We start from the raw sequence: 20,886 nt of genomic DNA on the forward strand, positions 1-20,886 counted from the left end.
GAACCTCGGGTCTACCCCACCGAGGGGGGAAGCGGAAAGCGAAAAATCACAAAAAGGGAAAAAGAGCGCCCCGCCCCTCGCGGAGGGGGCGCTCTTTGTAGTCACAAGCGGCCGAAAACGGCAAGCTACTTGATTTCGCAGGTGGCTCCGGACTCTTCGAGCTGCTTCTTGGCGTCCTCGGCTTCGGCCTTGGAGACGGCTTCCTTGATGGAGGAAGGCAGCTCGTCGACCTTGGCCTTGGCTTCCTTGAGGCCCAGACCGGTCAGGGCGCGCACGACCTTGATGACGGCGATCTTGTTGCCGCCGGCATTGGTCAGGATGACGTCGAACTCGGTCTTCTCTTCCTCGGCCGGAGCGGCTTCGCCAGCGGCCGGAGCGGCCATCATCATGCCCATGGCCGGGGCGGCGGCGGAAACGCCGAACTTCTCTTCGAGCTCCTTGATGAACTGGGAGAGCTCAAGGACGGTCATATTGGCAATGAAATCGACAACTTGCTCTTTGGTGATCTCGGACATGGAATGTTCCTCCTAAAAGGTTCGCTTTGGCGGAAGCAGGCTTTAGGCCGCTTCCTTTTTTTCCTTGATGGCCGTAAGGGCGTACAGCGCGCCGCGAATGACGTTCGCGAACAGGCTGACGAAGTTCGTGGGCACGGCGTTCATGGTGCCAAGGGTCATGGCAAGGAGTTCCGGCTTGCTCGGCAGCTTGGAAAGCTCGGCGACGCCGGCGGCGTCGATGATCTTTCCGGAGAGACAGGCGAGCTTGACAGAGAACTTCTTGCTGGTCTTGGCGTAATCCACAAGGACCTTGGCGGCGACGACGGGGTCTTCGTACCCGAAGGCGATGCCGTTGTTCTCGATGAGATGGTCCTTGAGGGCGTCATGGACGCCATTTTTCACCGCCAGCCGGGCCAGGGTGTTTTTCACGACCTGATAGTCGATCCCTGCGGCGCGGAGCTTGCTGCGCAGTTCCGTCAGCTCCTCCACCGTCATGCCACGAAAGTCGGTGACCACCACGATGCCGGCCCGGTCCGCCCTTGCGCGCAGTTTTTCGATAATCTCGTTTTTTTGCGCACGTTGCACGGTACCTACCTCCACATGCGGGTTGGCGGGCCTTCAAGTGAGCCAAAGCGGGGTCTCGGCGGGAAATTAAGGGGAACGTCCCCACCCGCTGTCTTTGACTCGCCTTCGATGCCCTGTTGTATATCGAAAAATCGTCCCGGCCAGAGGACGCACCTCTGGCACGGGACGGATCATGCTTTATCGGATCGGAAGCGGTTAGCCCTCAAGCAGCTTGCGCACCGACTGGGTGTCCACCTTGATGCCGGGACCCATGGTGGTGGCCAGGGCCATGGCCTGGAGATAGGTGCCCTTGGCGGCCGAGGGCTTCAGGCGCATGACGGCGTCGATGACGGCGCGGAAGTTGTCGAGCAGCTTCTCGGGGCCAAAGGACCGCTTGCCCAGGGGCACATGAAGCACGCCGGCCTTGTCGACCTTGAACTCGACCTTGCCGGCCTTGAGTTCGGACACGGCCTTGCCGATGTCAAAGGAGACGGTGCCGGTCTTGGCGTTGGGCATGAGGCCGCGGGGGCCGAGGATCTTGCCGATCTTGCCCACGGAAGCCATCATGTCCGGGGTGGCCACGGCGCTGTCGAAATCCAGGAAGCCGTTTTTCACCTTTTCAATGAGGTCGTCGCCGCCGACGAAGTCGGCTCCGGCCTCGCGGGCTTCGGTTTCCTTGTCGCCTTTGCAGAAAGCGGCCACGCGGATGGTCTTGCCCAGGCCATGGGGCAGCGACACCGCGCCGCGCACCATCTGGTCGGAGTACTTGGGGTTGACGCCGAGGTTGAGCGCCACGTCGACGGTTTCGTCGAACTTGGCCTTGCCCGTCTGAACGGTCAGGGCCATGGCTTCGCTCACTTCATATTTCGCCGTGAGGTCGATGTCCTTGATCGCCTCGCGATAATTCTTCCCGTGCTTGGCCATTGCGGAAATTCCTTTTGCGGTCGTGCCGGTTAGACGATCTCAATGCCCATGCTGCGGGCGGTGCCGGAGATGGTGCGGCAAGCGGCTTCCAGATCCTTGGCCGTCATGTCCACCATCTTGAGCTTGGCGATCTCTTCGATCTGCGCGGCGGTGACCTTTCCGACCTTGTTCTTGTTCGGCTCTCCCGAACCCTTGTCGATCTTGGCGGCCTTGACCAGAAGCACGGACGCCGGGGGAGTCTTGGTGATGAAGGTGAAGGAGCGGTCGGCGTAGATGGTGATCAGCGCCGGAATGATGGTGCCCTTCTGCTCCATGGTCTTGGCGTTGAACGCCTTGCAGAACTCCATGATGTTGACGCCATGCTGGCCCAGGGCCGGACCGACCGGCGGAGACGGGTTGGCCGAACCGGCGGGGAGCTGCAGCTTGACTTTGGCGGTGATCTTCTTGGCCATTGCGATTATCCTTACAAAAAGGGCCAGGCCCTAATTTTTGCTTACCTGCACGAAATCGAGTTCCACCGGGGTCTGACGGCCGAAGATGGAGACCGAAACGCGAAGCTTGCCCTTGTCGTAGTTGACGTCTTCGACAACGCCGTTGAACCCGCCGAAGGGGCCGTCGATGACCCGGACATCATCTCCCCGCTCAAAGTGGTACTTGGGCCGGGGCTGCTCCTGACGGCTGACCATCAGGCTGAGGATCTTCTGGGCCTCGCTGTCGCGCATGGGGGTCGGCTGGTTTTTGCCCCCGATAAAGCCGGTCACCCGAGGAATGGACTGGACCAGGTGCCAGGAATTGTCGTCCATGGCCATCTTGACCATGACGTAGCCGGGATAGAACTTGCGCGTGGACGTTTTCTTCTCGCCCTTGACCAGTTCGATGATCTTCTCGGTCGGGACGACCACTTCCTTGATGCTGCCGCCATCCTGGCCGGTGCGCATCATTTCCCGCAGCGTCAGCTCCACCCGGTTCTCGAAGCCCGAGTAGGTGTGGACGATATACCAGCGAGCGTTGGATTGCTCGTCGACGACGCCGTCGTTTTCAGCCATGATAGTGGTGTCCGTTACGAAAGGATGAGCGCGACGAGCCGGGAAAGGGCCATATCGACGACGCCCAGGTAGATGGCCATGACGACGCTGAAAACCAGGACCGCGATCCCGGTCTTCACCGTTTCTTCGCGGGTGGGCCAAGTGACCTTGCGCAGCTCGCCCTTGGCCTGTTCGAAGAATTCCTTGGCCTGATCAACGCGGCCGGTCAGGGAAACCCCGTCCTTGCCGGCCTCTTCCCGGACCTTGCCGGAAGAGGCCTTGGCCTTGGCGGGCTTTTCCGCGCCGTCGGCCGCCTGGGTCTTGTCTTTGGCCATGACCTACGCCTTGCTTGAAAATGGCAGGGCAGGAGGGATTCGAACCCCCAGCCCTCGGATTTGGAGTCCGATGCTCTACCGTTAGAGCTACTGCCCTGCGTTTAACGACCGGAACCTACTTCGTTTCCTTGTGGACCGTGTGCTTACGGTCGAAAGGACAATACTTCTTCAGTTCCATACGGCCGGTCGTGTTCTTCTTGTTCTTTTCCGTGGCGTAGTTCTTGCGCTTGCACTCGGTGCACTGCAGCTGGACGTTGATCCGCATCGCTTACTCCACGATCTCGGAAACGACGCCCGCGCCAACGGTACGGCCGCCTTCGCGAATGGCGAAGCGCAGACCCTTTTCCATGGCGATGGGGGCGATCAGTTCCACGTTAAAGGTGGCGTTGTCGCCCGGCATGACCATTTCAACGCCCTCGTTCAGGGTAACCACACCGGTGATGTCCGTGGTGCGGAAGTAGAACTGGGGACGATAGCCGGTGAAGAACGGGGTGTGGCGGCCGCCTTCTTCCTTGTTCAGGACGTAGACTTCAGCCTTGAACTTGCGGTGCGGCGTGATGGAGCCGGGCTTGGCCAGAACCTGGCCGCGCTCGACGTCGTCGCGCTTGATACCGCGCAGGAGCACGCCGACGTTGTCGCCAGCCTGGCCCTGATCGAGAATCTTGCGGAACATCTCGACGCCGGTGCAGGTCGTCTTGACCGTGTCCTTGATGCCGATGATGGCCACTTCGTCGCCCACGGTGACGATGCCGCGCTCGACACGACCGGTCACGACGGTACCGCGGCCGGAGATGGAGAACACGTCTTCGATGGGCATGAGGAACGGCTTGTCGATGTCGCGCTTGGGCTCGGGGATAAACGAGTCGCAGGCGTCGAGCAGCTCGAAGATGGGCGCGGCCTCGGGGCTGTTCACATCGGCGGCTTCCAGGGCTTTGAGGGCCGAGCCCTTGATGACCGGGATGTCGTCGCCGGGGAAGCCGTACTTGGAGAGGAGTTCGCGCACTTCCAGTTCGACCAGCTCAAGAAGTTCGGGGTCGTCAACGAGGTCGACCTTGTTCATAAACACGACCAGCTGGGGCACGCCAACCTGACGGGCGAGCAGGATGTGCTCACGGGTCTGGGGCATGGGGCCGTCGGTGGCGGCGACGACGAGAATGCCGCCGTCCATCTGGGCCGCGCCGGTGATCATGTTCTTGATGTAGTCGGCGTGACCGGGGCAGTCGACGTGGGCGTAGTGGCGCTTGTCGGTCTGGTATTCGACGTGGGCCGTGGCGATGGTGATGCCGCGCTCTTTTTCTTCGGGGGCCTTGTCGATCTGGTCGAAGGGAATGTACTCGCCATTGCCCTTGAGGCTGGCCAGGCGCGTGATGGCGGCGGTCAGCGTGGTCTTGCCGTGGTCGATGTGACCGATGGTGCCGATATTGACGTGCGGCTTGTTGCGTTCAAATTTCGCCTTGCCCATGTCATCCCCCTGCAGCTGGTGCTCTTCAGGATTTTTAGTGGTCGAAGATATGGAGCCCACGGCCGGATTCGAACCGGCGACCTCTTCCTTACCAAGGAAGTGCTCTGCCGACTGAGCTACGTGGGCTTCGTCTAGCGGTAGGACACGGGCGGCTTTGGAGCGGGAAACGAGACTCGAACTCGCAACCCTCAGCTTGGAAGGCTGATGCTCTAGCCAATTGAGCTATTCCCGCGTATGTCACATGTAGTTCATGCGACAGGCTCTACCTGTCTCCTACTGCATTCGCGCTATATGGTGGAGGGGGGAGGATTTGAACCTCCGAAGGCATACGCCGACAGATTTACAGTCTGTTCCCTTTGGCCACTCGGGAACCCCTCCGAACCTTGGAGCTGGCGATGGGACTCGAACCCGCAACCTGCTGATTACAAATCAGCTGCTCTGCCAGTTGAGCTACGCCAGCCAACCGAGAAGCGGGTAACTAGCGAAACTCGTCGTTGCGGTCAAGCCTTTTTTTGTCACCAGATCGCCGCGTGTGGTTTCACCCAGACGCGAAGCAGAGTTATTAGACCCAACCCGGACCCTTGGCAAGGCTTTTTTTGCATTTCCCACATTTTTCTTTTCCCTCCCCCACGCCAACATTGTCACAAGCACCCTCCTCCCCTATATTCAGACCAAATACCGCCCATTCCCACCTCTCACCTTCGAGCGCTTCATGAAAAATATGGAAAAACACCATCGATTCTCCCTGTGGTACGTGCTCATCGCCATCTGGGGCGTGCTGCTGCTTAACAACCTCATCGTCACCAGCTACGGCCCCAAGAATCTGCCCTACTCAGAATTCCTCACTCGTTTGCAAGCCGGCGACATCACCGAGGTTTCCATCACCGGCGACGTCATCGCCGGGGCCATGAAGGCCACGGGCAAGGACGGCGAAAACGACGCCACCCAGGAATTCGTCACCCGCCGGGTGGACACCGACCTCTCCAACGAACTGGCCAAGCACAACGTGGTCTTCCGGGCCCAACCCGAATCCACCTTCCTGCGCGACATCCTGTCCTGGATCGTTCCCATCCTGCTCTTTTTCGGCATCTGGTACTTCATGATGCAACGCCTCAACCCCGGCCAGGGCGTCATGGCTTTTGGCAAGAACAAGGCCCGGGTCTACGCCGAAAAGGACATCGAGACGCGGTTTTCCGACGTAGCCGGCTGCGACGAGGCCAAGACCGAACTGGAAGAGATCGTCGATTATCTCAAAACCCCGGAGCGCTTCCAGCGACTGGGCGGCCAGATGCCCAAGGGAGTGCTCTTGGTCGGCCCGCCGGGCACGGGCAAAACGTTGCTGGCCCGGGCCGTGGCTGGCGAGGCGCAAGTCCCGTTTTTTTCCATCTCCGGCTCGGAATTCGTGGAGATGTTCGTGGGCGTGGGGGCGGCCCGGGTGCGCGAACTCTTTGTCCAGGCCAAGGAGAAGGCCCCGTGCATCATCTTCATCGACGAGCTCGACGCCATCGGCAAATCCCGCTCCGGGGCCATCGTCGGCGGCCACGACGAGCGGGAACAGACCCTCAATCAGCTGCTTGTCGAGATGGACGGCTTCGATCCCCGGGTCGGGGTCATCATCATGGCAGCCACCAACCGGCCCGAGACCCTGGATCCGGCCCTGTTGCGGGCCGGACGCTTCGACCGGCAAGTGCTTGTGGATCGGCCGGACGTCATCGGCCGTGAGCAGATCCTTCGCGTCCACGCCAAAAAGGTGGCCCTGGCCCCGGAGGTCGATCTTTCCATCATTGCCCGCAAGACCCCGGGCTTTTCCGGGGCCGATCTGGCCAACGCCATCAACGAGGCCGCCCTGCTCGCCGCCCGCAAGGACAAAGACGCCGTGGGCATGGACGACCTGGAAGAAGCCGTGGACCGCATCATGGGCGGGCTGGAAAAAAAGAACCGGGTGATCAATCCCCAGGAAAAAAAGGTGGTGGCCTACCACGAGGCCGGCCACGCCATCGTGGCCACCTTCACCCCCGGGGCCGATGCGGTCCATAAAATCTCCATCGTGCCGCGCGGCATCGGGGCCCTGGGCTGGACCCAACAATTGCCCACCGAGGACCGCTACCTCATGACCCAGACCGAGCTGCTCGGCAAAATCGACGTACTTCTCGGCGGTCGGGCGGCCGAACGGCTCGTTTTCGGCGACGTGTCCACGGGCGCGCACAACGACCTGCAACGGGCAACCGACATCGCCATGGCCATGGTCACGGAATACGGCATGGGGCAAACCCTGGGCCAGGCCACCTACCCGCGCCAAAACCGGCCGGTGTTTCTCTCGGCCGACCAGAGCGGCCTGGCCGGGCGGGAATATTCCGAAGCCACGGCAGCCCGGGTGGACGCCGAGGTCAAAACCATCCTGGAAACCGCCTACGAGCGGGTGACGGCGCTCCTCACCGGCCACATGGCGGTGCTCGACCGGGTGGCCGGCGAATTGTTGGAGCGTGAAGTGCTCGACGAAACCGAATTCAAGGCGCTTTTGGGCGACGCGCCCCCCACTGCCGCCGCTTAGGAGTGCTGTCATGACGGTCCCGCCTTCGATGTGCGCGGCATTGCTGGCCGCTTTGCTCCTCGTGCCGACCCTGGGGCCGGCCCAGTCGCTTCACGTCAACGGCGATCCGTACATGACCGTGACCGACGCCGCCCAAGCGCGTCTCGCGGACGGGCGGAAACAGCGCGCGCCGGCCCTGGCCGTCGGCGATTCGGTCTTTGTGCTGGAGGTCAAGGACGGCTGGGCGACGGTGGCCCGGCCCGATCCCCGACAACCGAATTTCCCGGGCCGCCTGTACCGCCTGCCTCTGGCGGCCCTGGCCGCGCAGCCCGGCAAGACCCAGGCGCACCGTCCGGCCTGGGCCCCGGCCCCGGGCGACCCGGCCCTGGCCGAGCGGGACATCGTAGCCTACGAGGACGAGCCGTGGATCATGGTGCGGGCAAGCGCGGCCAAGCCCCGGCGCGTGGCCAAGGGGGCCAGCCCGGCCGTGTCGGCCGACGGGACGCTTTTGGCGTATTGCCCAGAGGCGGAAGGCGGCGTGACCGTGGTCGATCTGACGGGCAAGGCCAAGCCCCGTCGGTTTCCGACCACGCCGCAGGCCGTGCGCGAAATCCATTTTTCGCCCCAGGGCCTGATGCTGGCCTGGCGTGTCGATGACCGCCGCGTCCCTGGAAACCCGCGCGACCGCATCGAAAGCGTGAACCTCGCCGCGCCCGAGGCCAAACCAGCCGTGGTCGTTGCCTGGTTGCCCGTCACCACGGCGTTCGACGGATTCGGCGCAGACGGCAAGACGTTGGCGTTTTTCGTCTACGAGGGCGAGGCCAACCAGTTGCGCCTGGTTGATGCGGGCGGCCGTGTGCTGCGCCAGACGCCGATTTCGGCCTTTCTCGACCCAACCCTGGATTCCAGCGGCGACAAGTATCTGCCAAGTCCGACAAACGACACGCTGGTGCTGGCCGCAAGCGACGTCAACCCCTCGCCGGCCATGGAGCGCTGGCTCAATGACTCCGGCAGCGCACTGTTTCTGTGCGACCTGGGCAGCGCCACGAGCTATCGCCTCACGCCCCGGGACCTTGTCGCGGTCACCCCGACCTGGACGCCGGACGGCCAGCGCATCTATTTTTCGGGCCTGCCGGAAAAGCCCGCCAACGGGACGCACCACCTCTACCGCATGAACGCGGACGGCACGGGGCTGACGGAATTGGGGAAGGGATTCGCGCCGAGCGTGGGGACGCGGCCGTAGCGTCGCGGCCCTGTCCGCGCCGGGCTTGACCGTCGCCGAGCGACGAGGACGCTACGCGGCCGCGCGTCAATAATGTCCAGGGTGAGGCCGAGGCAAACGGGCCGGAATTACGGCTTTCGCCCCTCCACCACCCGCTCCAGGCCGGCCAGATCGCGGCGCACGACGACGTCGGTAAATCCTGCCTCGGCCAGGAAGGCGGCGGCGGCCGGTCCCTGCTTCCAGCCGATCTCGACCAGCAGCGTCCCGCCCGGGGCCAGTCGCGACAAGGCGGCCCGGGCCACCGTGGGCACGGCCTCAAGCCCTGTCTCGCCCGGGGTCAGGGCGCTGGACGGCTCAAACTCCCGCACTTCGCGGGAGCACTCCCGGTATTCAGCGGCGCTGACGTAGGGCGGATTGGACACGACCAGCCCGTAGCCCTCGCCATGGGCCGGCAGATCGGCGAAGTCGGCTTCAAAAAAGGTCAGGCGTTGGGCCACCTGATGCCGGACGGCGTTTTGCCGGGCCACGGCCAGGGCCTCGGGGCTCAGGTCCAGGGCCAGGCCCGTCGCGCCGGGAAAACGCACGGCCAGGGTCACGGCCAGACAGCCCGAGCCGGTTCCGAGGTCGGCAAACGACGTCAGCTCGCCGGCCGGGAACAGTTCCAGCGACCGGTCGATGATGAGCTCCGTCTCCGGGCGCGGGATGAGCGTGGCCGGGGTGACGGCGAAATCCAGGCCGTAGAATTCGCGCTCGCCCAGGATGTAGGCGACGGGTTCGCCCTTGCCCCGGCGGGCGACCAGGGGACGCACGAGGTCGAGTTCTTCCGGGGTCAGGGGCCGGTCCATGGCCAGAATGAGGCCGAGGCGGTCCAGGCCCAGGGCCTGGGACAACAGGAGCTGGGCCGAGAGCCTGGGACTGTCCAGGCCCCGGCCCTCGAAAAAGGCTTCGCTCTTGGCCAGGATCTCGCGAACCGTGGGCGCTTTCGCCATCTTCTCCCTCCAATGCGCCGGGGCGCGCGTGCCCGGGCCGCTCACAACAGCCCAGGTACGCGCGCCCCTGAGAACACGGCTACGCCCCCAGCTCCCCGGGTGGGGTTTCCAAAGGGGCTCAGCCCCTTTGGCCGCCGGAGGCACTCTTCTCTCTTCCCCTTTTACGCAGCATCCGCCTGCGCCTTCAGGGCCTCGGCCTGGTAGTGGCCGATGAGCGCGCCGCACAGTTCGTCGAGGTCGCCTTCCAGGACGGCGTCGAGGCGGTAGAGCGTCAGGTTGATGCGGTGGTCGGTGACGCGGCCTTGGGGAAAGTTGTAGGTGCGGATGCGTTCCGAGCGGTCGCCGGTGCCGACCTGGGAGCGGCGGGCGGCTTCCTGTTCGGCCCGTTGCTTGTCCTGTTCGACCTGGAGCAGGCGAGAGCGCAGAACCTTGAGGGCCTTGGCCTTGTTTTTGTGCTGGGACTTTTCGTCCTGGCAGATGACCACCAGCCCGGAGGGGATGTGGGTGACGCGCACGGCCGAGTCGGTGGTGTTGACGCTCTGGCCGCCGGGACCGCTGGAGCGGTAGACGTCGATGCGCAGCTCGTTGGGGTCGATGGCGACATCGACTTCCTCGGCTTCGGGCATGATGGCCACGGTAACGGCCGAGGTGTGGATACGGCCCTGGGATTCGGTGGCCGGCACGCGCTGGACACGGTGGGCGCCGGATTCGTATTTGAGGCGGCTGTAGACCTTGTCGCCGGAGATGGAGGCGATGACTTCCTTGAAGCCCCCGGAGCCGGTCTCGGACTGGCTCATGATCTCGACCTTCCAGCGCTTGGTCTCGGCGTAGCGGGTGTACATGCGGAAGAGGTCGCCGGCGAAAAGGGCCGCTTCGTCGCCGCCGGTGCCGGCCCGGATTTCCAGCAGGATGTTTTTTTCATCCATGGGATCCTTGGGCAAAAGCAGCACCTTGAGCCGGGCTTCCAGTTCGACCTGGGCTTCCTTGAGGGCCTTGGTCTCGGCCTGGGCCAGCTCGCGGATCTCGGGATCGGGGTCCTGGGCCATTTCCTGGTTGTCTTCCAGGTCCTGGGCGATCTTTTTGTACTCCCGGAAGGCGGCCACCACATCGCTGAGGTCGGAGTGGGTCTTGGACAGCTTACGGAAGCGCTCCTGGTCGGAGACGACGTCGGGCGCGGACAGTTGGCGTTCCAGATCCTCGTACTTGCGTTCGAGGCTTTCGAGCTTGGCGAACATGGGGCTTCTCCGGGGCGGGGCGTTTGGGGCGACGGTCGTCTCGCGCAGAGTCCGACCGGGCGTCGCGCGCCAAAGCGGTGGTGTTTAATACGATTCGCAATAAAGGCGTTCGTGGTTTCGCCCGAGGGGCGACGCTCGGTCCGGGGACGCGGCCGCCGCGCTATCAGGCGACGGGACGCTCGGCCACCGCGCCGTCCAGGGCGGCCAGGGCCACCTCGATCTGGGCGTCGTCGGGTTCCTTGGTGGTGAGCATCTGCATGAAAAGCCCGGGGGCCGAGATCAGGCGGCAGACGATGTTCGTGTGGAACTTGCCGGCCAGTTTGATGACCTCGTAGGCCAGGGCGCTGACCGGAACCATGAGCACAAGCTTCATGACCACGATATAGGCCTGCTTGAGCACACTGTTGTCCGGCACGTAAAACGTCATGAGCCAGGGCACGAGAAAGGCGTAAAGCACAATGGAGATGGCCAGGACGAAAAGCAGGAAGGCTGTGCCGCAACGCGGATGCAGGCGGGAAAAGCCCCGCGCGCCTTCGGGGGTCAGCGGCGCGCCCTGCTCATAGGCCCAGATGACCTTGTGTTCGGCCCCGTGGTACTGAAACACCCGACGGATGTCCGGCAGATAGGAGATGGCCGCCACGTAGCCCAGGAACAGGAGCATCTTGAAAAGCCCGTCCCAGACGTGGAAGCTTAAGTCCTCCACGCCGCCGGAAAGGCCCATGCCGCGCATCCCCAGCGAAAACAGGTGGGGTGTGACGACGAAAAGCAGCAAGGCGAAGCCGATGGAGGCGGCCAGGGTCAACCCCATGGCCCACGGCCCCATCTCCACGCCGTCTTCTTCGTCCTCAAGAGCGACCTGGGCCGAATAATTGAGCGCCTTGATGCCGTTGACCAACGTCTCCAGAAGCACCGGAAAACCGCGCAACAGCGGCTTTTTGAGCCACTTGGAGGCGGTCAGCGAGAACCAGGGGCGCACATCGAGCAGGATGTCGCCGCCGGGCTTGCGCACGGCGATAGCCAGCCGCTCCCGGTCGCGCATCATGACTCCCTCCATGACAGCCTGGCCGCCAACGGTGGGCGAAGCGACGAGAAGCGGCAAAAGACGCAGCAAACGTTTCATGGCCGGGGTCCGCAAGGGGCCGCCGGGCGGGTGGTCCGCCCGACGGTCTCGGGCATAGGCCGCACTAGGCCTTTTTCTCGAAATTGGCGTACTTTTTCCGGAAGCGGTCGATGCGGCCGGCGGTGTCGAGGAAGCGCTGCTTGCCAGTGAAAAACGGATGGCAGTTGGAGCAGACTTCGACCTGGACCAGCTCGCCCTTGGTGGACAGGGCCTGGGCTTCGAAACCGCAGTGGCAGCGGATGGTGGCCTTGAACGTCTTGGGATGGATATCTTTCTTCATGGCTCGACTCCTTGAATGTCCCTTCCGGGAAAGCGAGATGAACTAACGCCTTTTTATGCCCTTGGCAAGCCCTTCGTGGCACATGATTTCAAACCGACCGGCTTGGACTTTGCCGCCCGCCGTGGTAGACAACTCCCCAACTCCACCTGCGACAAGGAAGCAGCATGTCCATCTTCAGCAAAAACACCCAGCTCGCCGCTATTTTCCGCGCCCATTCCAGCCAGCTCGCCGCCGCCGAAGGCCTGTCCCCGGAAACCATCGAGGCGGGAGTCGCCGCCGGAACCATGGTCATCCTGGCCAACCCGGCCCACAAGGACGTCACCCCGACCATTATCGGCCAGCCGGCCAAGGTCAAGGTCAACGCCAACATCGGCACCTCCATGTTCGTCACCGACGTGGCCATGGAAATGGATAAGGTCCGGCTGTGCAAGACCGCCGGAGCCCACGCGCTTATGGACCTGTCCACGGCCGGCGACCTGCACGCCATTCGCGGCGACATCCTGGCCGCCACCGACCTGCCGCTGGGCACCGTGCCCCTGTATGGCGTGGCCCAGCGCCACATCGCCAAGGGCGGCGACCCCAGCGACTTCACCGTGGCCGAGATCCTGGCCGAAATCGCCCGGCAGGCCGAACAAGGCGTGGACTTCATGACCCTGCACTGCGGCATCACCCGTCGGGGCGTGGAACTGGCTTCCGAAGGCGGCCGGGTCACCGGCATCGTGTCGCGCGGCGGCTCCATCCTGGGCCGCTGGATGCGGCGTCACGGCGAGGAAAACCCCTTTTTGACGCACTACGACGACATTCTCGACATCTGTCTGGCCCACAACGTCACCATCAGCCTGGGCGACGGCCTGCGGCCCGGCTGCGGGGCCGACGCCGGCGACGGAGCCCAGTGGGAAGAGGTCATCAATCTCGGCCGACTGGCCGTGCGGGCCATGGAACGCGGCGTGCAAACCATGATCGAAGGCCCCGGGCATGTGCCCTTGCACCTCGTCCAAGGCCAGATCCAGGGCATCAAACGGCTCACCCACGGCGCGCCGCTCTATGTCCTTGGCCCGCTAACCACCGACTGCGCGCCGGGCTACGACCACATCGCCGGTGCCATCGGCGGGGCGCTGGCCGCCTACTTCGGCGCGGATTTCCTGTGCTACCTGACCCCGGCCGAACACCTGACGCTGCCCAATGTCGAGGACGTGCGGGCCGGCATCAAGGCCAGCCTCATCGCGGCCCAGAGCGCCGAAACCGCCCTGGGCCGCCCCCACGCCGCCGGCCGCGACCTGGCCATGAGCCAGGCCCGGGCCGACCTCGACTGGGAAGCCATGACCGAACTGTCGCTGGACCCGGACATGGTGCGCGCCCGGCGGGCCAAGCACAGCCAGGAAAAGGAATGCGCCATGTGCGGGGCCATGTGCGCCATGCGCATGATGAACACCGACGCCTTCGAGTGCCCCACGACGGGTGAGACCAAGACGAAATAATCCGACGGCAACCCCGGGAGAGCGCCATGCATACCCTGGTCCTCGTGCGCCACGGCCAAAGCGTGTGGAACCTCGAAAACCGGTTCACCGGCTGGACCGACGTGGGCCTGACGCCCCAGGGCCGGGAGGAAGCCGCCCAGGCGGCAAACCTCCTTCGCGACGGCGGCTACGACTTCGACGCCTGCCTGACCTCGGTGCTCTCCCGGGCCGTCATGACCCTCGACATCCTCCTGACCGGCCTCGACCGCCTGTGGCTGCCGGTCACCAAATCCTGGCGCTTAAACGAACGCCACTACGGCGGGCTCCAGGGCCTTAACAAGGCCGAAATGGCCGCCCAGTACGGCGAGGAGCAGGTGTTCGTCTGGCGCCGAAGCTACGACACTCCGCCCCCGGCCCTGGACCCCGCCGACGAACGCTTCCCCGGCCGCGACCGGCGCTATGCAACCCTCACCGACGCCGAACTGCCGCGCTGCGAATCGCTCAAGGACACCGTGGCCCGGGTCATGCCCTTCTGGCACGACGTCATGGCCCCGGCCATCGCCTCGGGCACGCGGCTGCTCGTGGCCGCCCACGGCAACTCCCTGCGCGCCCTGGTCAAATACCTCGACGCCATCGGCGACGACGCCATAAGCGAATGCAATATCCCAACAGGCGTGCCGCTTATCTACAAACTCGACGCCTCCCTCAAACCCCTCGAACACTTCTACCTCGGCGACGCCGAAGCCGTGGCCCGCAAAGCCGCCGCCGTGGCCGCCCAGGGCAAGGCGAAGGGATAAGAAAAACGAGGAAGATGCCTCCGGCGTCCGGGAGGGGGTGACCCCCTCCCGGACCCTCCCTGAAAGGGGGATGGTTGGAGGCGTGAGAGAGCAAAGGGAGCGGCGGGTTGGCTGCGTCCTACAAAAAGCCCCCTGGCGCGGTTGCGGCAAGGGGCTTTTTCGCGGTCGGGCGTCCCTTAAAAATACAACAGTATTTTTTTAGGAATAATAATGGGTTTGGTTTGTTGTCTACGAACCGCCATAGGCGCTTTTCGCGGTCGCTCCTCTACCGCTCGTCCTTGGGCTTGTGGCTGGCCCGGCAGACGACCTTGACCGGGGCCGTGGCGATGCCAAAGAGCTTGCGCAGGCTGTTTTCCAGGTATTTGATGTAGGAATCGCGCACTCGCTCGGTGTCGCTGACGAAAAAGACGAAGGTCGGCGGCGCGTCGGCGGCCTGGGTCAGGTAGTAGAACTTCGCCCGCCGGCCGTTGACCAGGGGCGGCTGGTGCTTGTCCAGCGAGGCCCGCATGGCCCGGTTGAGCTCGCCCGTGCCGATGCGGATCTGACACTCGGCCCAGATGGCCTCGGCCTGGGGCAGCACCTTGGCCACGCCCTTGCCCTTGGCCGCCGACATATAGAGCACCGGCACGTGGGAACACATGCGCAGTTCCCGGGCGATGTCCTTTTGCAGGGCCAGCATGTCCTTTTGGGGCACGAGGTCGGTCTTGTTGACGGCCACCAAAAACGCCTTGCGCTCGCTGTCCAGAAACGAAATGAGCCGCTTGTCCTGGACGCCGACGCCGCCGGTGGCGTCGATGACGACCACGGCCACATCGGCCCGCTTGGCGCTGGAAAGGGCCTTGGCCACGCTGTAGCGCTCCAGGCCGTCGGTGATGCGGGTGCGCTTGCGCACGCCGGCCGTGTCCACGAACAGGTAGCGCTTGCCTTTTTGATGCACCACCACGTCCACGGCGTCGCGGGTGGTGCCGGCGATGTCGCTGACGATGAGCCGCGATTCGCCGACCAGGGCGTTAATGAGCGACGACTTGCCGGCGTTGGGCCGGCCGAGCACGGCCAGACGCAGCACGGTCTGGACCAGGGGCGCGTCCGGGTCGTACGGCTCGGCTTCGGGCAGGCGCTCGGCGATGGCCTCGGCCAGCTCGGCCATGCCCTGGCCGTGGGCGGCGGAAATGGCCAGAAGCGGCAGGCCCCAGGCGTGGAAGTCGGCGGTCATGGCGGCCACGCGCTCCAGGCCGTCGACCTTGTTGACGGCCACGATGACGGGCTTGCCCAGCCGGCGCAGACGCTCGGCCAGATCGTCTTCCAAGGCGGTGCGGCCGGCCTTGCCGTCCACGAGAAACAGCACCACGTCGGCCGTGACCAGGGCGGCCTCGGCCTGTTCGACGATTTGTCTGGCCAGGCTTTCCTCGGCCTCGTAGTCCATGCCGCCGGTATCGACCAGGGTGACAAAGCGGCCTTCGATCTCGGCCGGGGCCTCCAACCGGTCCCGGGTGACGCCGGGGAGGTCATGGGTGATGGCCCGGCGACCACGGGTCAGCCGGTTGAAAAGCGTGGACTTGCCTACGTTTGGCCGTCCGACGATGGCCACGATAGGGGGCATGGGATCTCCTTGAGGGACTGGGGGGCGGCCTGGCGCGGGGGATGGTCCCCGGCCGCCGGAGCGGGTCTGGCGTGCCGGCCGGTCGGGGCTCGGTCAGGCCGGCTGCATTCGCCGACGCGAACCAGTCTCTTCATCATGGCTTGGGGGGACATGTCAACAGCCATTATGCAACGCTTCGGGGCCGGTCAAGCCCACGGCGTCCGCCAGGCCGGGAACCGGGCAAGAGTTTCGGATCGTCCCCATCCCCTTGAGCCAACGGATTTGGCTGGATCTGGCGGCGGCGGAGCGGTCCGGGAGAGGTTTCCCTCTCCCGGACATCGGCGTGTGTTTCGTGGGGTTGTTGCCGGCTCAATACGGCGGCGGCGGCGGGCAGGGCCCCTTGACCGGGACGTAGACCACGCGGTCGCCCTGGTACTGTTCGATATAGCAGGTGTTGTTGACGTTATAGTAGGTCATGCCGGCAATGGTGACGGCGGCGGCGGCAGCGGGCAGGGCCCACAGCCAAGGGCCGGGCGCGATGGGCGGCGGCGGTCCCCAGGGGCGCGGTCCGGGCACCGGCACGGGGGCTGGAACCGGCACGGGCGCGATGGGCCGGGGGCCATAGCCGGGGCCGGGCACCGGGACCGGCGCGATGGGTCGGGGACCGTAGCCCGGGCCGGGGACGGGAACCGGCGCGGGCGGCCGCACTCCAGGGCCGGGGACCGGGCCGGCCACGGGCGGCCGCGGCGCGATGCCCGGCGCCACCGGCACCGGACCGGGCATGGGCGCGAAATTGGGTTTGGCCATGCCGCCGGGCGCGGGCGGCCGGACCGTGGGCGTGGGTCCCATGGGCGGGCCGCCGCCGAAGCGCAGACCGCCGCTTGGCGGGGCCATGGCTCCCGGCGCGCCGCCGAATCCGCCCGGGCGTGGCCCGCCGCCAAAGCCGCCGGGGCGGGGGCCTCCCCCGCCGCCGCCGCGCGGACCGCCACCGCCGCCGCCCCGGGCCTGGGCCTCGGGCGTCAGCAGATGGGACAGGGCCACGATGCCGGGAACATCGAAGACCAGGGTCAGGGCCGCGGCCAGGGCCAGGATGGTCCCGGCCAGCCGGGCGCGTCGGGTGGGGCTATTCATGGCCGCCTCCCTGGGCCGCCTGGCCCTCGGCCAGAGGTTTGAGTTCGATGCGCCGCAGCTCCTTGCCGGGCTTGAAGGTGAAAAGATCGGCCGGCAGCTTGGGCGTCATGTTCCAGTCGGAGAAGGCGGCGGCGTATTGGGGCCAGCCCATGACGTGCTTATCGGTGATGACCACCTTGCGCGGCAGCGGGGTCTTGTCCTTTTCCACCCACAGCTGCCAGTCGGCGTTTTTCTGGGTGAAGGCCAGATGGTCGCAGGCCACTCCGCCGGCGGTGTGCACGCCCACGCAGTCGCCGGTGCGCACATTGGCCAGGATTTCCCGGCATGGGTCGGCGTAGAGCAGGTCGGACAGCGGCGCGACGATGCCGTAGGTGTCGGCCAGCATGGCGATGGTCGCGTCGATGGTTGGCGGCGCGTCCACCACGGCGTAGACGCCCCGGTCGTAGTCGGCCATGGTCACGGTCTTGCCGTCGTAGACCATCTCCCGGTCGCGCTCGTCGCCGGTGACCCGGGAATAGAGCTTGTCCGGGCGTTTGACGGCCACGTCGGCGAAGCGGGTGAGCTGCACGGTCTGGCCGCTGGGGTAGACCTGTTCCTCGTTTATTTCCACGGAGAAGGTGAAGGTTTTCTTGCCGGCCAGAAAGGCGCACATGGCCTCCACCGGGGCCTTGGCCTCGGGGGTGATGTCCGCGGCCTTGGCCGGTTCGGCCGGGGCGGTCTGGGCGGCTGCCCGGCCGGCCGGCACGGCGGCCAGCCAGGCGCACAGGACCGCCGTCCACAGGATGCGTCGCATGGATACCTCCTTGGGTTGCCGGCCCGCCGCGTTTCGGGCGAACCGATTGGGCATTGTGCGACACTAGGAGCCGGCCCGGGGGGGTGTCAAGAAAAGCGAGGCGGCGGGCAAGGTTCCGCCCCTCTTGCCGGCTCTCGCCGGGTTGGTTTACACTACTTTGACGGAGGGAACATGCTTCGGGAACTGTTCGCTTTGTGGCGCGACCGGGGTGCGCGTCTGGCCCGCAGCCTGGGCCAGGACCGGGAGGCCGTGTCCATCGCCGCCCGCCACCGCCGCTGCCGGGCGGCCTGGGAACCGCATCTGGCCGCCACCAGGCGGCTGGTCCTCGACGCCGCCGTCTTGGCCCCGGAACGCGACACCGCCGTGGTCCTGGGTTCCGGGGCCTGCCTGGACGTGCCCGTGGCCGAGCTGGCCGAACAGTTTGCCCAGGTGGTGCTGGTCGATGCCCACCACCCCTGGCAGGCCCGTGCCCTGGCCAAGGGGTTGCCTAACGTGCGATTGGTCGCCGCCGACGTGACGGGTCTGGCCGGGGTCGCCCGCGACGTCGCCAAGGGCCGGGCCGCCCTGCCCTCCCCCGTGCCCCTGCCTGATCCGCTGCCCGGCATTGCCCCGGACTTCACGGCCTCGGTCAATCTGGCCTCCCAGCTGGCCATCCCGTTTTATTCACGCCTGGGCCGCCGCCTGCCCGACGAGGCCCGGCAGGCCTTTTACACGGGAATCGTCATGGCCCATGGCGACTGGCTGGCCGGGCTGCCCGGCCGGGTCTGCCTGTGCTGCGACACGGCCTGGGAGCGAGTGGACGGCGACAAGGTGCTCGAAAGCTGCGACGCCCTGGAAGGCGTGGCCCTGCCGCCGCCGGACCGGACCTGGACCTGGGCCATTGCCCCGCGCCCCGAGGAATCCCCGGCCTATGACCGGCAAAACCGGGTGGCCGGCTATCTCGACTTCGCCGCCGCCTGGCGCGGCCGCAAGGCTTCCGAAATGCCGGCGGCCATGGCATGATCCTGATGCGGCGCTTGGCCCGGGCCGTTTGACCACAACCACTTTCGGCGAGGCCTTATGAGCGAGTCCGTGCTTTCCGGTTACGTCCTGGTCGCCCCGCAGGAATCGACGTTCACCTATCTGGTCGATCGGGGCGGCGCGGTGGTCCATACCTGGAAAAGCGACTTCAACGCCGGGCTGACGGCCACGCTCACCGAGGACGGCCATCTTTTCCGGGCCGGCAAGGTGGCCAACGACCATTACATCCATGGTTCCGGCGGCGTCATCGAAGAATACGACTGGGACGGCAACCTGGTCTGGCAGTATTTCTACAACGACGCCGAGGAATTCCAGCACCACGATTTCACCGTCCTGCCAAACGGCAACGTGCTGTTTATCGCCGCCGAGATCATCACCGCCGACGAAGCCCTGGCCCTGGGCCGCGATCCCGCCAAGCTGCGCGACGGCTATCTCGTGGCCGACAAGCTCGTGGAAGTGAAGCCGGACGGCCTTTCCGGCGGCGAGGTGGTCTGGGAGTGGCGGGCCATCGACCACATCGTCCAGGACGTGACCCCCGGCAAGGGCACGTACGGCAACGTGGCCGCCCACCCGGAACTCGTGGACTTCAACTACGAGGGCCGGCCGTCCTTCCCGGACGGCTGGACCCACATGAACAGCGTGGACTACGACGAAGACACCGGACAGGTGCTCGTTAGCGTGCGCAACTACAACGAAATCTGGATCATCGACCACACGACCACCACGGCCGAGGCCGCCGGCCATACGGGCGGAGACTGGGGCCACGGCGGCGACCTGCTCTACCGCTGGGGCAATCCCGAGGCCTACCGGGCCGGAACCCGGGCCGACCGGGAGCTTAACGGCCAGCACGACGCCAAGTGGATCGACGACGGCCTGCCCGGGGCCGGCAATATCCTGGTTTTCGACAACGGGGCCGAGCGCCTGGGCGGCAAGTATTCCCGGGTGCTGGAACTGGCCGTGCCCACGGCCGGGGACGGGATCTATTATCTGTCCTCCGACGGAACCTACGGCCCGGCCGAAGCGAGCTGGTCCTACACGGCGCAGACGCCGACCACGTATTATTCCGCCCGCATGAGCGGCGCCCAGCGCCTGCCCGACGGCAACACCCTCACCACCGTGGGCGACGCCGGGACCTTGGTGGAAGTGACGCCCGAGGGCGACACGGCCTGGGTCTACGACGCCGACCGCACCGTGCTCGAAGGCGCGGCTCCGGGCTCGGAGACGTCGGTCTTTTACGCCAGCTGGTATCCCGAGGATTACGCCGGCCTGGCCGGCAAGGCGTTGATCCCCCAGGATGCGACCCTGGGGATGCTTGCGCGCTACGCCACCAATGCCGTGGAAACGACTCTGGGGACGTCCAAGGCGCTCATGGCCGGCTCGCCCGCTGCGCTGGCCGCCTTTTCGGCCTGACGCCGTTTCCGCTTCTCCAGGCAAACGGCGCAATGAACAGAGCCTGATTGATTGGTCTGTCTTTCAAACAGCACGGCTGGTTATATTTCCCGCCCAGCATGAGGTGTTTTCCCCTGGCATCGCGTCCGGGAGAGAATGCGACGCCAGCTCGATGGTTCTGCACCGCTAAAGACGTCCGGCCGCAGGTCACGCACAATAAAAAAGGGCCGCTCAGGCGGCCCCGTACAACGCGAAGCTGAATACGACTAGTCGAGCCAGATCAGGAAAAAGTCGACGGTCTCAAACTTGCCGTTGTTGTTGCCAAGGGCATCGACGATGCTCTGATACAGCGTCGATGCCGGATCAGCCGCCATGGCGGCGGTTGGAGCCAAACACATCCCCAGAGTCAAGGCCAACAGTGCAGCGGAAATCCACTTTTTCATGCTCCTCCTCCTTGGTTCGTGCAGCAACAATACAACTTCCACGATCACTTCATAGACAATGTTCATGATTTTGGCAAGCCAATACCGCATCAGTTCT

22 protein-coding genes and 5 tRNA genes are annotated in these 20,886 nt (G+C 65.2%); 6 read left to right on the forward strand and 21 right to left on the reverse strand.

Going from position 1 to position 20,886, the window contains the following annotated elements:
* Window positions 1–125 precede the first annotated feature (125 nt).
* The 13 genes from rplL to DMR_RS14945 form a co-directional block, all read right to left on the reverse strand.
* Window positions 126–515 (reverse strand): 50S ribosomal protein L7/L12, encoded by a 390-nt coding sequence (rplL, locus tag DMR_RS14885; RefSeq protein WP_006919824.1) that lies wholly within the window; start codon window positions 513–515, stop codon window positions 126–128.
* Between the two features lie 42 nt (window positions 516–557).
* Window positions 558–1,079, reverse strand: coding sequence for a 50S ribosomal protein L10 (gene rplJ, locus DMR_RS14890; RefSeq protein WP_043600792.1), 522 nt, complete (start codon window positions 1,077–1,079; stop codon window positions 558–560).
* A 195-nt stretch (window positions 1,080–1,274) separates the two neighbouring features.
* Window positions 1,275–1,982 carry a 50S ribosomal protein L1 gene (gene rplA, locus DMR_RS14895; RefSeq protein ID WP_015861767.1) on the reverse strand — a complete coding sequence of 236 codons (708 nt, stop codon included), beginning with the start codon at window positions 1,980–1,982 and terminating at the stop codon, window positions 1,275–1,277.
* 29 nt (window positions 1,983–2,011) lie between these two features.
* The gene (rplK, locus tag DMR_RS14900; RefSeq protein ID WP_006919827.1) at window positions 2,012–2,434 is read right to left on the reverse strand and encodes a 50S ribosomal protein L11; all 423 of its coding nucleotides are present in this window, start codon (window positions 2,432–2,434) and stop codon (window positions 2,012–2,014) included.
* A 30-nt stretch (window positions 2,435–2,464) separates the two neighbouring features.
* Entirely contained in the window at window positions 2,465–3,028 is a 564-nt protein-coding gene (gene nusG, locus DMR_RS14905; RefSeq protein WP_015861768.1) for a transcription termination/antitermination protein NusG, read from the reverse strand.
* A 14-nt stretch (window positions 3,029–3,042) separates the two neighbouring features.
* On the reverse strand, window positions 3,043–3,342 hold the full coding sequence (gene secE / locus DMR_RS14910; protein WP_015861769.1) for a preprotein translocase subunit SecE: 300 nt from the start codon (window positions 3,340–3,342) through the stop codon (window positions 3,043–3,045).
* Window positions 3,343–3,363: 21 nt separating this feature from the next.
* A tRNA-Trp gene (locus DMR_RS14915) sits at window positions 3,364–3,439 on the reverse strand.
* 18 nt (window positions 3,440–3,457) lie between these two features.
* Window positions 3,458–3,607 carry a 50S ribosomal protein L33 gene (rpmG, locus tag DMR_RS14920; RefSeq protein ID WP_006919831.1) on the reverse strand — a complete coding sequence of 50 codons (150 nt, stop codon included), beginning with the start codon at window positions 3,605–3,607 and terminating at the stop codon, window positions 3,458–3,460.
* 3 nt (window positions 3,608–3,610) lie between these two features.
* Complete coding sequence (tuf, locus tag DMR_RS14925) at window positions 3,611–4,804, reverse strand: elongation factor Tu (protein ID WP_015859931.1); 1,194 nt, start codon at window positions 4,802–4,804, stop codon at window positions 3,611–3,613.
* Window positions 4,805–4,854: 50 nt separating this feature from the next.
* Window positions 4,855–4,930: transfer RNA gene (locus DMR_RS14930), tRNA-Thr, on the reverse strand.
* Between the two features lie 29 nt (window positions 4,931–4,959).
* A tRNA-Gly gene (locus DMR_RS14935) sits at window positions 4,960–5,036 on the reverse strand.
* 60 nt (window positions 5,037–5,096) lie between these two features.
* A tRNA-Tyr gene (locus DMR_RS14940) sits at window positions 5,097–5,182 on the reverse strand.
* A 6-nt stretch (window positions 5,183–5,188) separates the two neighbouring features.
* A tRNA-Thr gene (locus tag DMR_RS14945) sits at window positions 5,189–5,264 on the reverse strand.
* 261 nt (window positions 5,265–5,525) lie between these two features.
* On the opposite strand from DMR_RS14945, the gene ftsH reads away from it, so the two are divergent.
* The gene (ftsH, locus tag DMR_RS14950) at window positions 5,526–7,355 is read left to right on the forward strand and encodes an ATP-dependent zinc metalloprotease FtsH (protein ID WP_043600795.1); all 1,830 of its coding nucleotides are present in this window, start codon (window positions 5,526–5,528) and stop codon (window positions 7,353–7,355) included.
* Between the two features lie 10 nt (window positions 7,356–7,365).
* Window positions 7,366–8,577, forward strand: coding sequence for a TolB family protein (locus tag DMR_RS14955; protein ID WP_015861771.1), 1,212 nt, complete (start codon window positions 7,366–7,368; stop codon window positions 8,575–8,577).
* Window positions 8,578–8,684: 107 nt separating this feature from the next.
* On the opposite strand, the gene prmC is transcribed toward DMR_RS14955, so the two are convergent.
* The 4 genes from prmC to rpmE all read right to left on the reverse strand — a co-directional run bounded on the left by prmC (window position 8,685) and on the right by rpmE (window position 12,180).
* The gene (gene prmC / locus DMR_RS14960) at window positions 8,685–9,545 is read right to left on the reverse strand and encodes a peptide chain release factor N(5)-glutamine methyltransferase (protein ID WP_043600797.1); all 861 of its coding nucleotides are present in this window, start codon (window positions 9,543–9,545) and stop codon (window positions 8,685–8,687) included.
* 161 nt (window positions 9,546–9,706) lie between these two features.
* Window positions 9,707–10,780: a peptide chain release factor 1 gene (gene prfA / locus DMR_RS14965; RefSeq protein ID WP_015861773.1), complete on the reverse strand. Its 1,074-nt coding sequence runs from the start codon at window positions 10,778–10,780 to the stop codon at window positions 9,707–9,709.
* A 163-nt stretch (window positions 10,781–10,943) separates the two neighbouring features.
* Complete coding sequence (locus DMR_RS14970; RefSeq protein WP_015861774.1) at window positions 10,944–11,900, reverse strand: DUF1385 domain-containing protein; 957 nt, start codon at window positions 11,898–11,900, stop codon at window positions 10,944–10,946.
* A 64-nt stretch (window positions 11,901–11,964) separates the two neighbouring features.
* Entirely contained in the window at window positions 11,965–12,180 is a 216-nt protein-coding gene (gene rpmE, locus DMR_RS14975; protein WP_015861775.1) for a 50S ribosomal protein L31, read from the reverse strand.
* A gap of 164 nt (window positions 12,181–12,344) precedes the next feature.
* On the opposite strand from rpmE, the gene thiC reads away from it, so the two are divergent.
* Window positions 12,345–13,658: a phosphomethylpyrimidine synthase ThiC gene (thiC, locus tag DMR_RS14980; RefSeq protein WP_015861776.1), complete on the forward strand. Its 1,314-nt coding sequence runs from the start codon at window positions 12,345–12,347 to the stop codon at window positions 13,656–13,658.
* A gap of 26 nt (window positions 13,659–13,684) precedes the next feature.
* Window positions 13,685–14,434 (forward strand): 2,3-diphosphoglycerate-dependent phosphoglycerate mutase, encoded by a 750-nt coding sequence (gene gpmA, locus DMR_RS14985; RefSeq protein ID WP_015861777.1) that lies wholly within the window; start codon window positions 13,685–13,687, stop codon window positions 14,432–14,434.
* A gap of 265 nt (window positions 14,435–14,699) precedes the next feature.
* On the opposite strand, the gene der is transcribed toward gpmA, so the two are convergent.
* From der to DMR_RS15000, 3 genes are all read right to left on the reverse strand, one after another.
* Window positions 14,700–16,034, reverse strand: a complete 1,335-nt coding sequence (der, locus tag DMR_RS14990; RefSeq protein ID WP_015861778.1) for a ribosome biogenesis GTPase Der — start codon at window positions 16,032–16,034, stop codon at window positions 14,700–14,702.
* A 348-nt stretch (window positions 16,035–16,382) separates the two neighbouring features.
* Window positions 16,383–17,144, reverse strand: a complete 762-nt coding sequence (locus tag DMR_RS25400; protein ID WP_232502809.1) for a hypothetical protein — start codon at window positions 17,142–17,144, stop codon at window positions 16,383–16,385.
* Window positions 17,137–17,937 carry a DUF2092 domain-containing protein gene (locus tag DMR_RS15000; RefSeq protein ID WP_043600800.1) on the reverse strand — a complete coding sequence of 267 codons (801 nt, stop codon included), beginning with the start codon at window positions 17,935–17,937 and terminating at the stop codon, window positions 17,137–17,139. The genes DMR_RS25400 and DMR_RS15000 overlap by 8 nt, the downstream gene beginning before the upstream one ends.
* Before the next feature lie 171 nt (window positions 17,938–18,108).
* Here DMR_RS15000 and DMR_RS15005 point away from each other — a divergent pair, with 171 nt between their 5' ends.
* Both DMR_RS15005 and DMR_RS15010 read left to right on the forward strand, forming a co-directional pair.
* On the forward strand, window positions 18,109–18,939 hold the full coding sequence (locus tag DMR_RS15005; protein WP_015861781.1) for a hypothetical protein: 831 nt from the start codon (window positions 18,109–18,111) through the stop codon (window positions 18,937–18,939).
* A gap of 57 nt (window positions 18,940–18,996) precedes the next feature.
* Complete coding sequence (locus DMR_RS15010) at window positions 18,997–20,367, forward strand: aryl-sulfate sulfotransferase (RefSeq protein ID WP_015861782.1); 1,371 nt, start codon at window positions 18,997–18,999, stop codon at window positions 20,365–20,367.
* Window positions 20,368–20,612: 245 nt separating this feature from the next.
* Here DMR_RS15010 and DMR_RS24915 read toward each other — a convergent pair whose 3' ends face one another.
* Window positions 20,613–20,789: a hypothetical protein gene (locus tag DMR_RS24915; RefSeq protein ID WP_158304254.1), complete on the reverse strand. Its 177-nt coding sequence runs from the start codon at window positions 20,787–20,789 to the stop codon at window positions 20,613–20,615.
* Window positions 20,790–20,886: the final 97 nt, after the last annotated feature.

This window comes from Solidesulfovibrio magneticus RS-1 (assembly GCF_000010665.1).
Lineage (GTDB): Bacteria > Desulfobacterota > Desulfovibrionia > Desulfovibrionales > Desulfovibrionaceae > Solidesulfovibrio > Solidesulfovibrio magneticus.

What these genes read in the sequence shown, in the direction of transcription:
- rplL (WP_006919824.1), bottom strand. Translation starts at nt 515, where the DNA reads ATGTCCGAGATCACCAAAGAGCAAGTTGTCGATTTCATTGCCAATATG.
- rplA (WP_015861767.1), bottom strand. Translation starts at nt 1,982, where the DNA reads ATGGCCAAGCACGGGAAGAATTATCGCGAGGCGATCAAGGACATCGAC.
- rplK (WP_006919827.1), bottom strand. Translation starts at nt 2,434, where the DNA reads ATGGCCAAGAAGATCACCGCCAAAGTCAAGCTGCAGCTCCCCGCCGGT.
- nusG (WP_015861768.1), bottom strand. Translation starts at nt 3,028, where the DNA reads ATGGCTGAAAACGACGGCGTCGTCGACGAGCAATCCAACGCTCGCTGG.
- secE (WP_015861769.1), bottom strand. Translation starts at nt 3,342, where the DNA reads ATGGCCAAAGACAAGACCCAGGCGGCCGACGGCGCGGAAAAGCCCGCC.
- rpmG (WP_006919831.1), bottom strand. Translation starts at nt 3,607, where the DNA reads ATGCGGATCAACGTCCAGCTGCAGTGCACCGAGTGCAAGCGCAAGAAC.
- tuf (WP_015859931.1), bottom strand. Translation starts at nt 4,804, where the DNA reads ATGGGCAAGGCGAAATTTGAACGCAACAAGCCGCACGTCAATATCGGC.
- ftsH (WP_043600795.1), top strand. Translation starts at nt 5,526, where the DNA reads ATGGAAAAACACCATCGATTCTCCCTGTGGTACGTGCTCATCGCCATC.
- DMR_RS14955 (WP_015861771.1), top strand. Translation starts at nt 7,366, where the DNA reads ATGACGGTCCCGCCTTCGATGTGCGCGGCATTGCTGGCCGCTTTGCTC.
- prmC (WP_043600797.1), bottom strand. Translation starts at nt 9,545, where the DNA reads ATGGCGAAAGCGCCCACGGTTCGCGAGATCCTGGCCAAGAGCGAAGCC.
- prfA (WP_015861773.1), bottom strand. Translation starts at nt 10,780, where the DNA reads ATGTTCGCCAAGCTCGAAAGCCTCGAACGCAAGTACGAGGATCTGGAA.
- DMR_RS14970 (WP_015861774.1), bottom strand. Translation starts at nt 11,900, where the DNA reads ATGAAACGTTTGCTGCGTCTTTTGCCGCTTCTCGTCGCTTCGCCCACC.
- rpmE (WP_015861775.1), bottom strand. Translation starts at nt 12,180, where the DNA reads ATGAAGAAAGATATCCATCCCAAGACGTTCAAGGCCACCATCCGCTGC.
- thiC (WP_015861776.1), top strand. Translation starts at nt 12,345, where the DNA reads ATGTCCATCTTCAGCAAAAACACCCAGCTCGCCGCTATTTTCCGCGCC.
- gpmA (WP_015861777.1), top strand. Translation starts at nt 13,685, where the DNA reads ATGCATACCCTGGTCCTCGTGCGCCACGGCCAAAGCGTGTGGAACCTC.
- der (WP_015861778.1), bottom strand. Translation starts at nt 16,034, where the DNA reads ATGCCCCCTATCGTGGCCATCGTCGGACGGCCAAACGTAGGCAAGTCC.
- DMR_RS25400 (WP_232502809.1), bottom strand. Translation starts at nt 17,144, where the DNA reads ATGAATAGCCCCACCCGACGCGCCCGGCTGGCCGGGACCATCCTGGCC.
- DMR_RS15000 (WP_043600800.1), bottom strand. Translation starts at nt 17,937, where the DNA reads ATGCGACGCATCCTGTGGACGGCGGTCCTGTGCGCCTGGCTGGCCGCC.
- DMR_RS15005 (WP_015861781.1), top strand. Translation starts at nt 18,109, where the DNA reads ATGCTTCGGGAACTGTTCGCTTTGTGGCGCGACCGGGGTGCGCGTCTG.
- DMR_RS15010 (WP_015861782.1), top strand. Translation starts at nt 18,997, where the DNA reads ATGAGCGAGTCCGTGCTTTCCGGTTACGTCCTGGTCGCCCCGCAGGAA.
- DMR_RS24915 (WP_158304254.1), bottom strand. Translation starts at nt 20,789, where the DNA reads ATGAAAAAGTGGATTTCCGCTGCACTGTTGGCCTTGACTCTGGGGATG.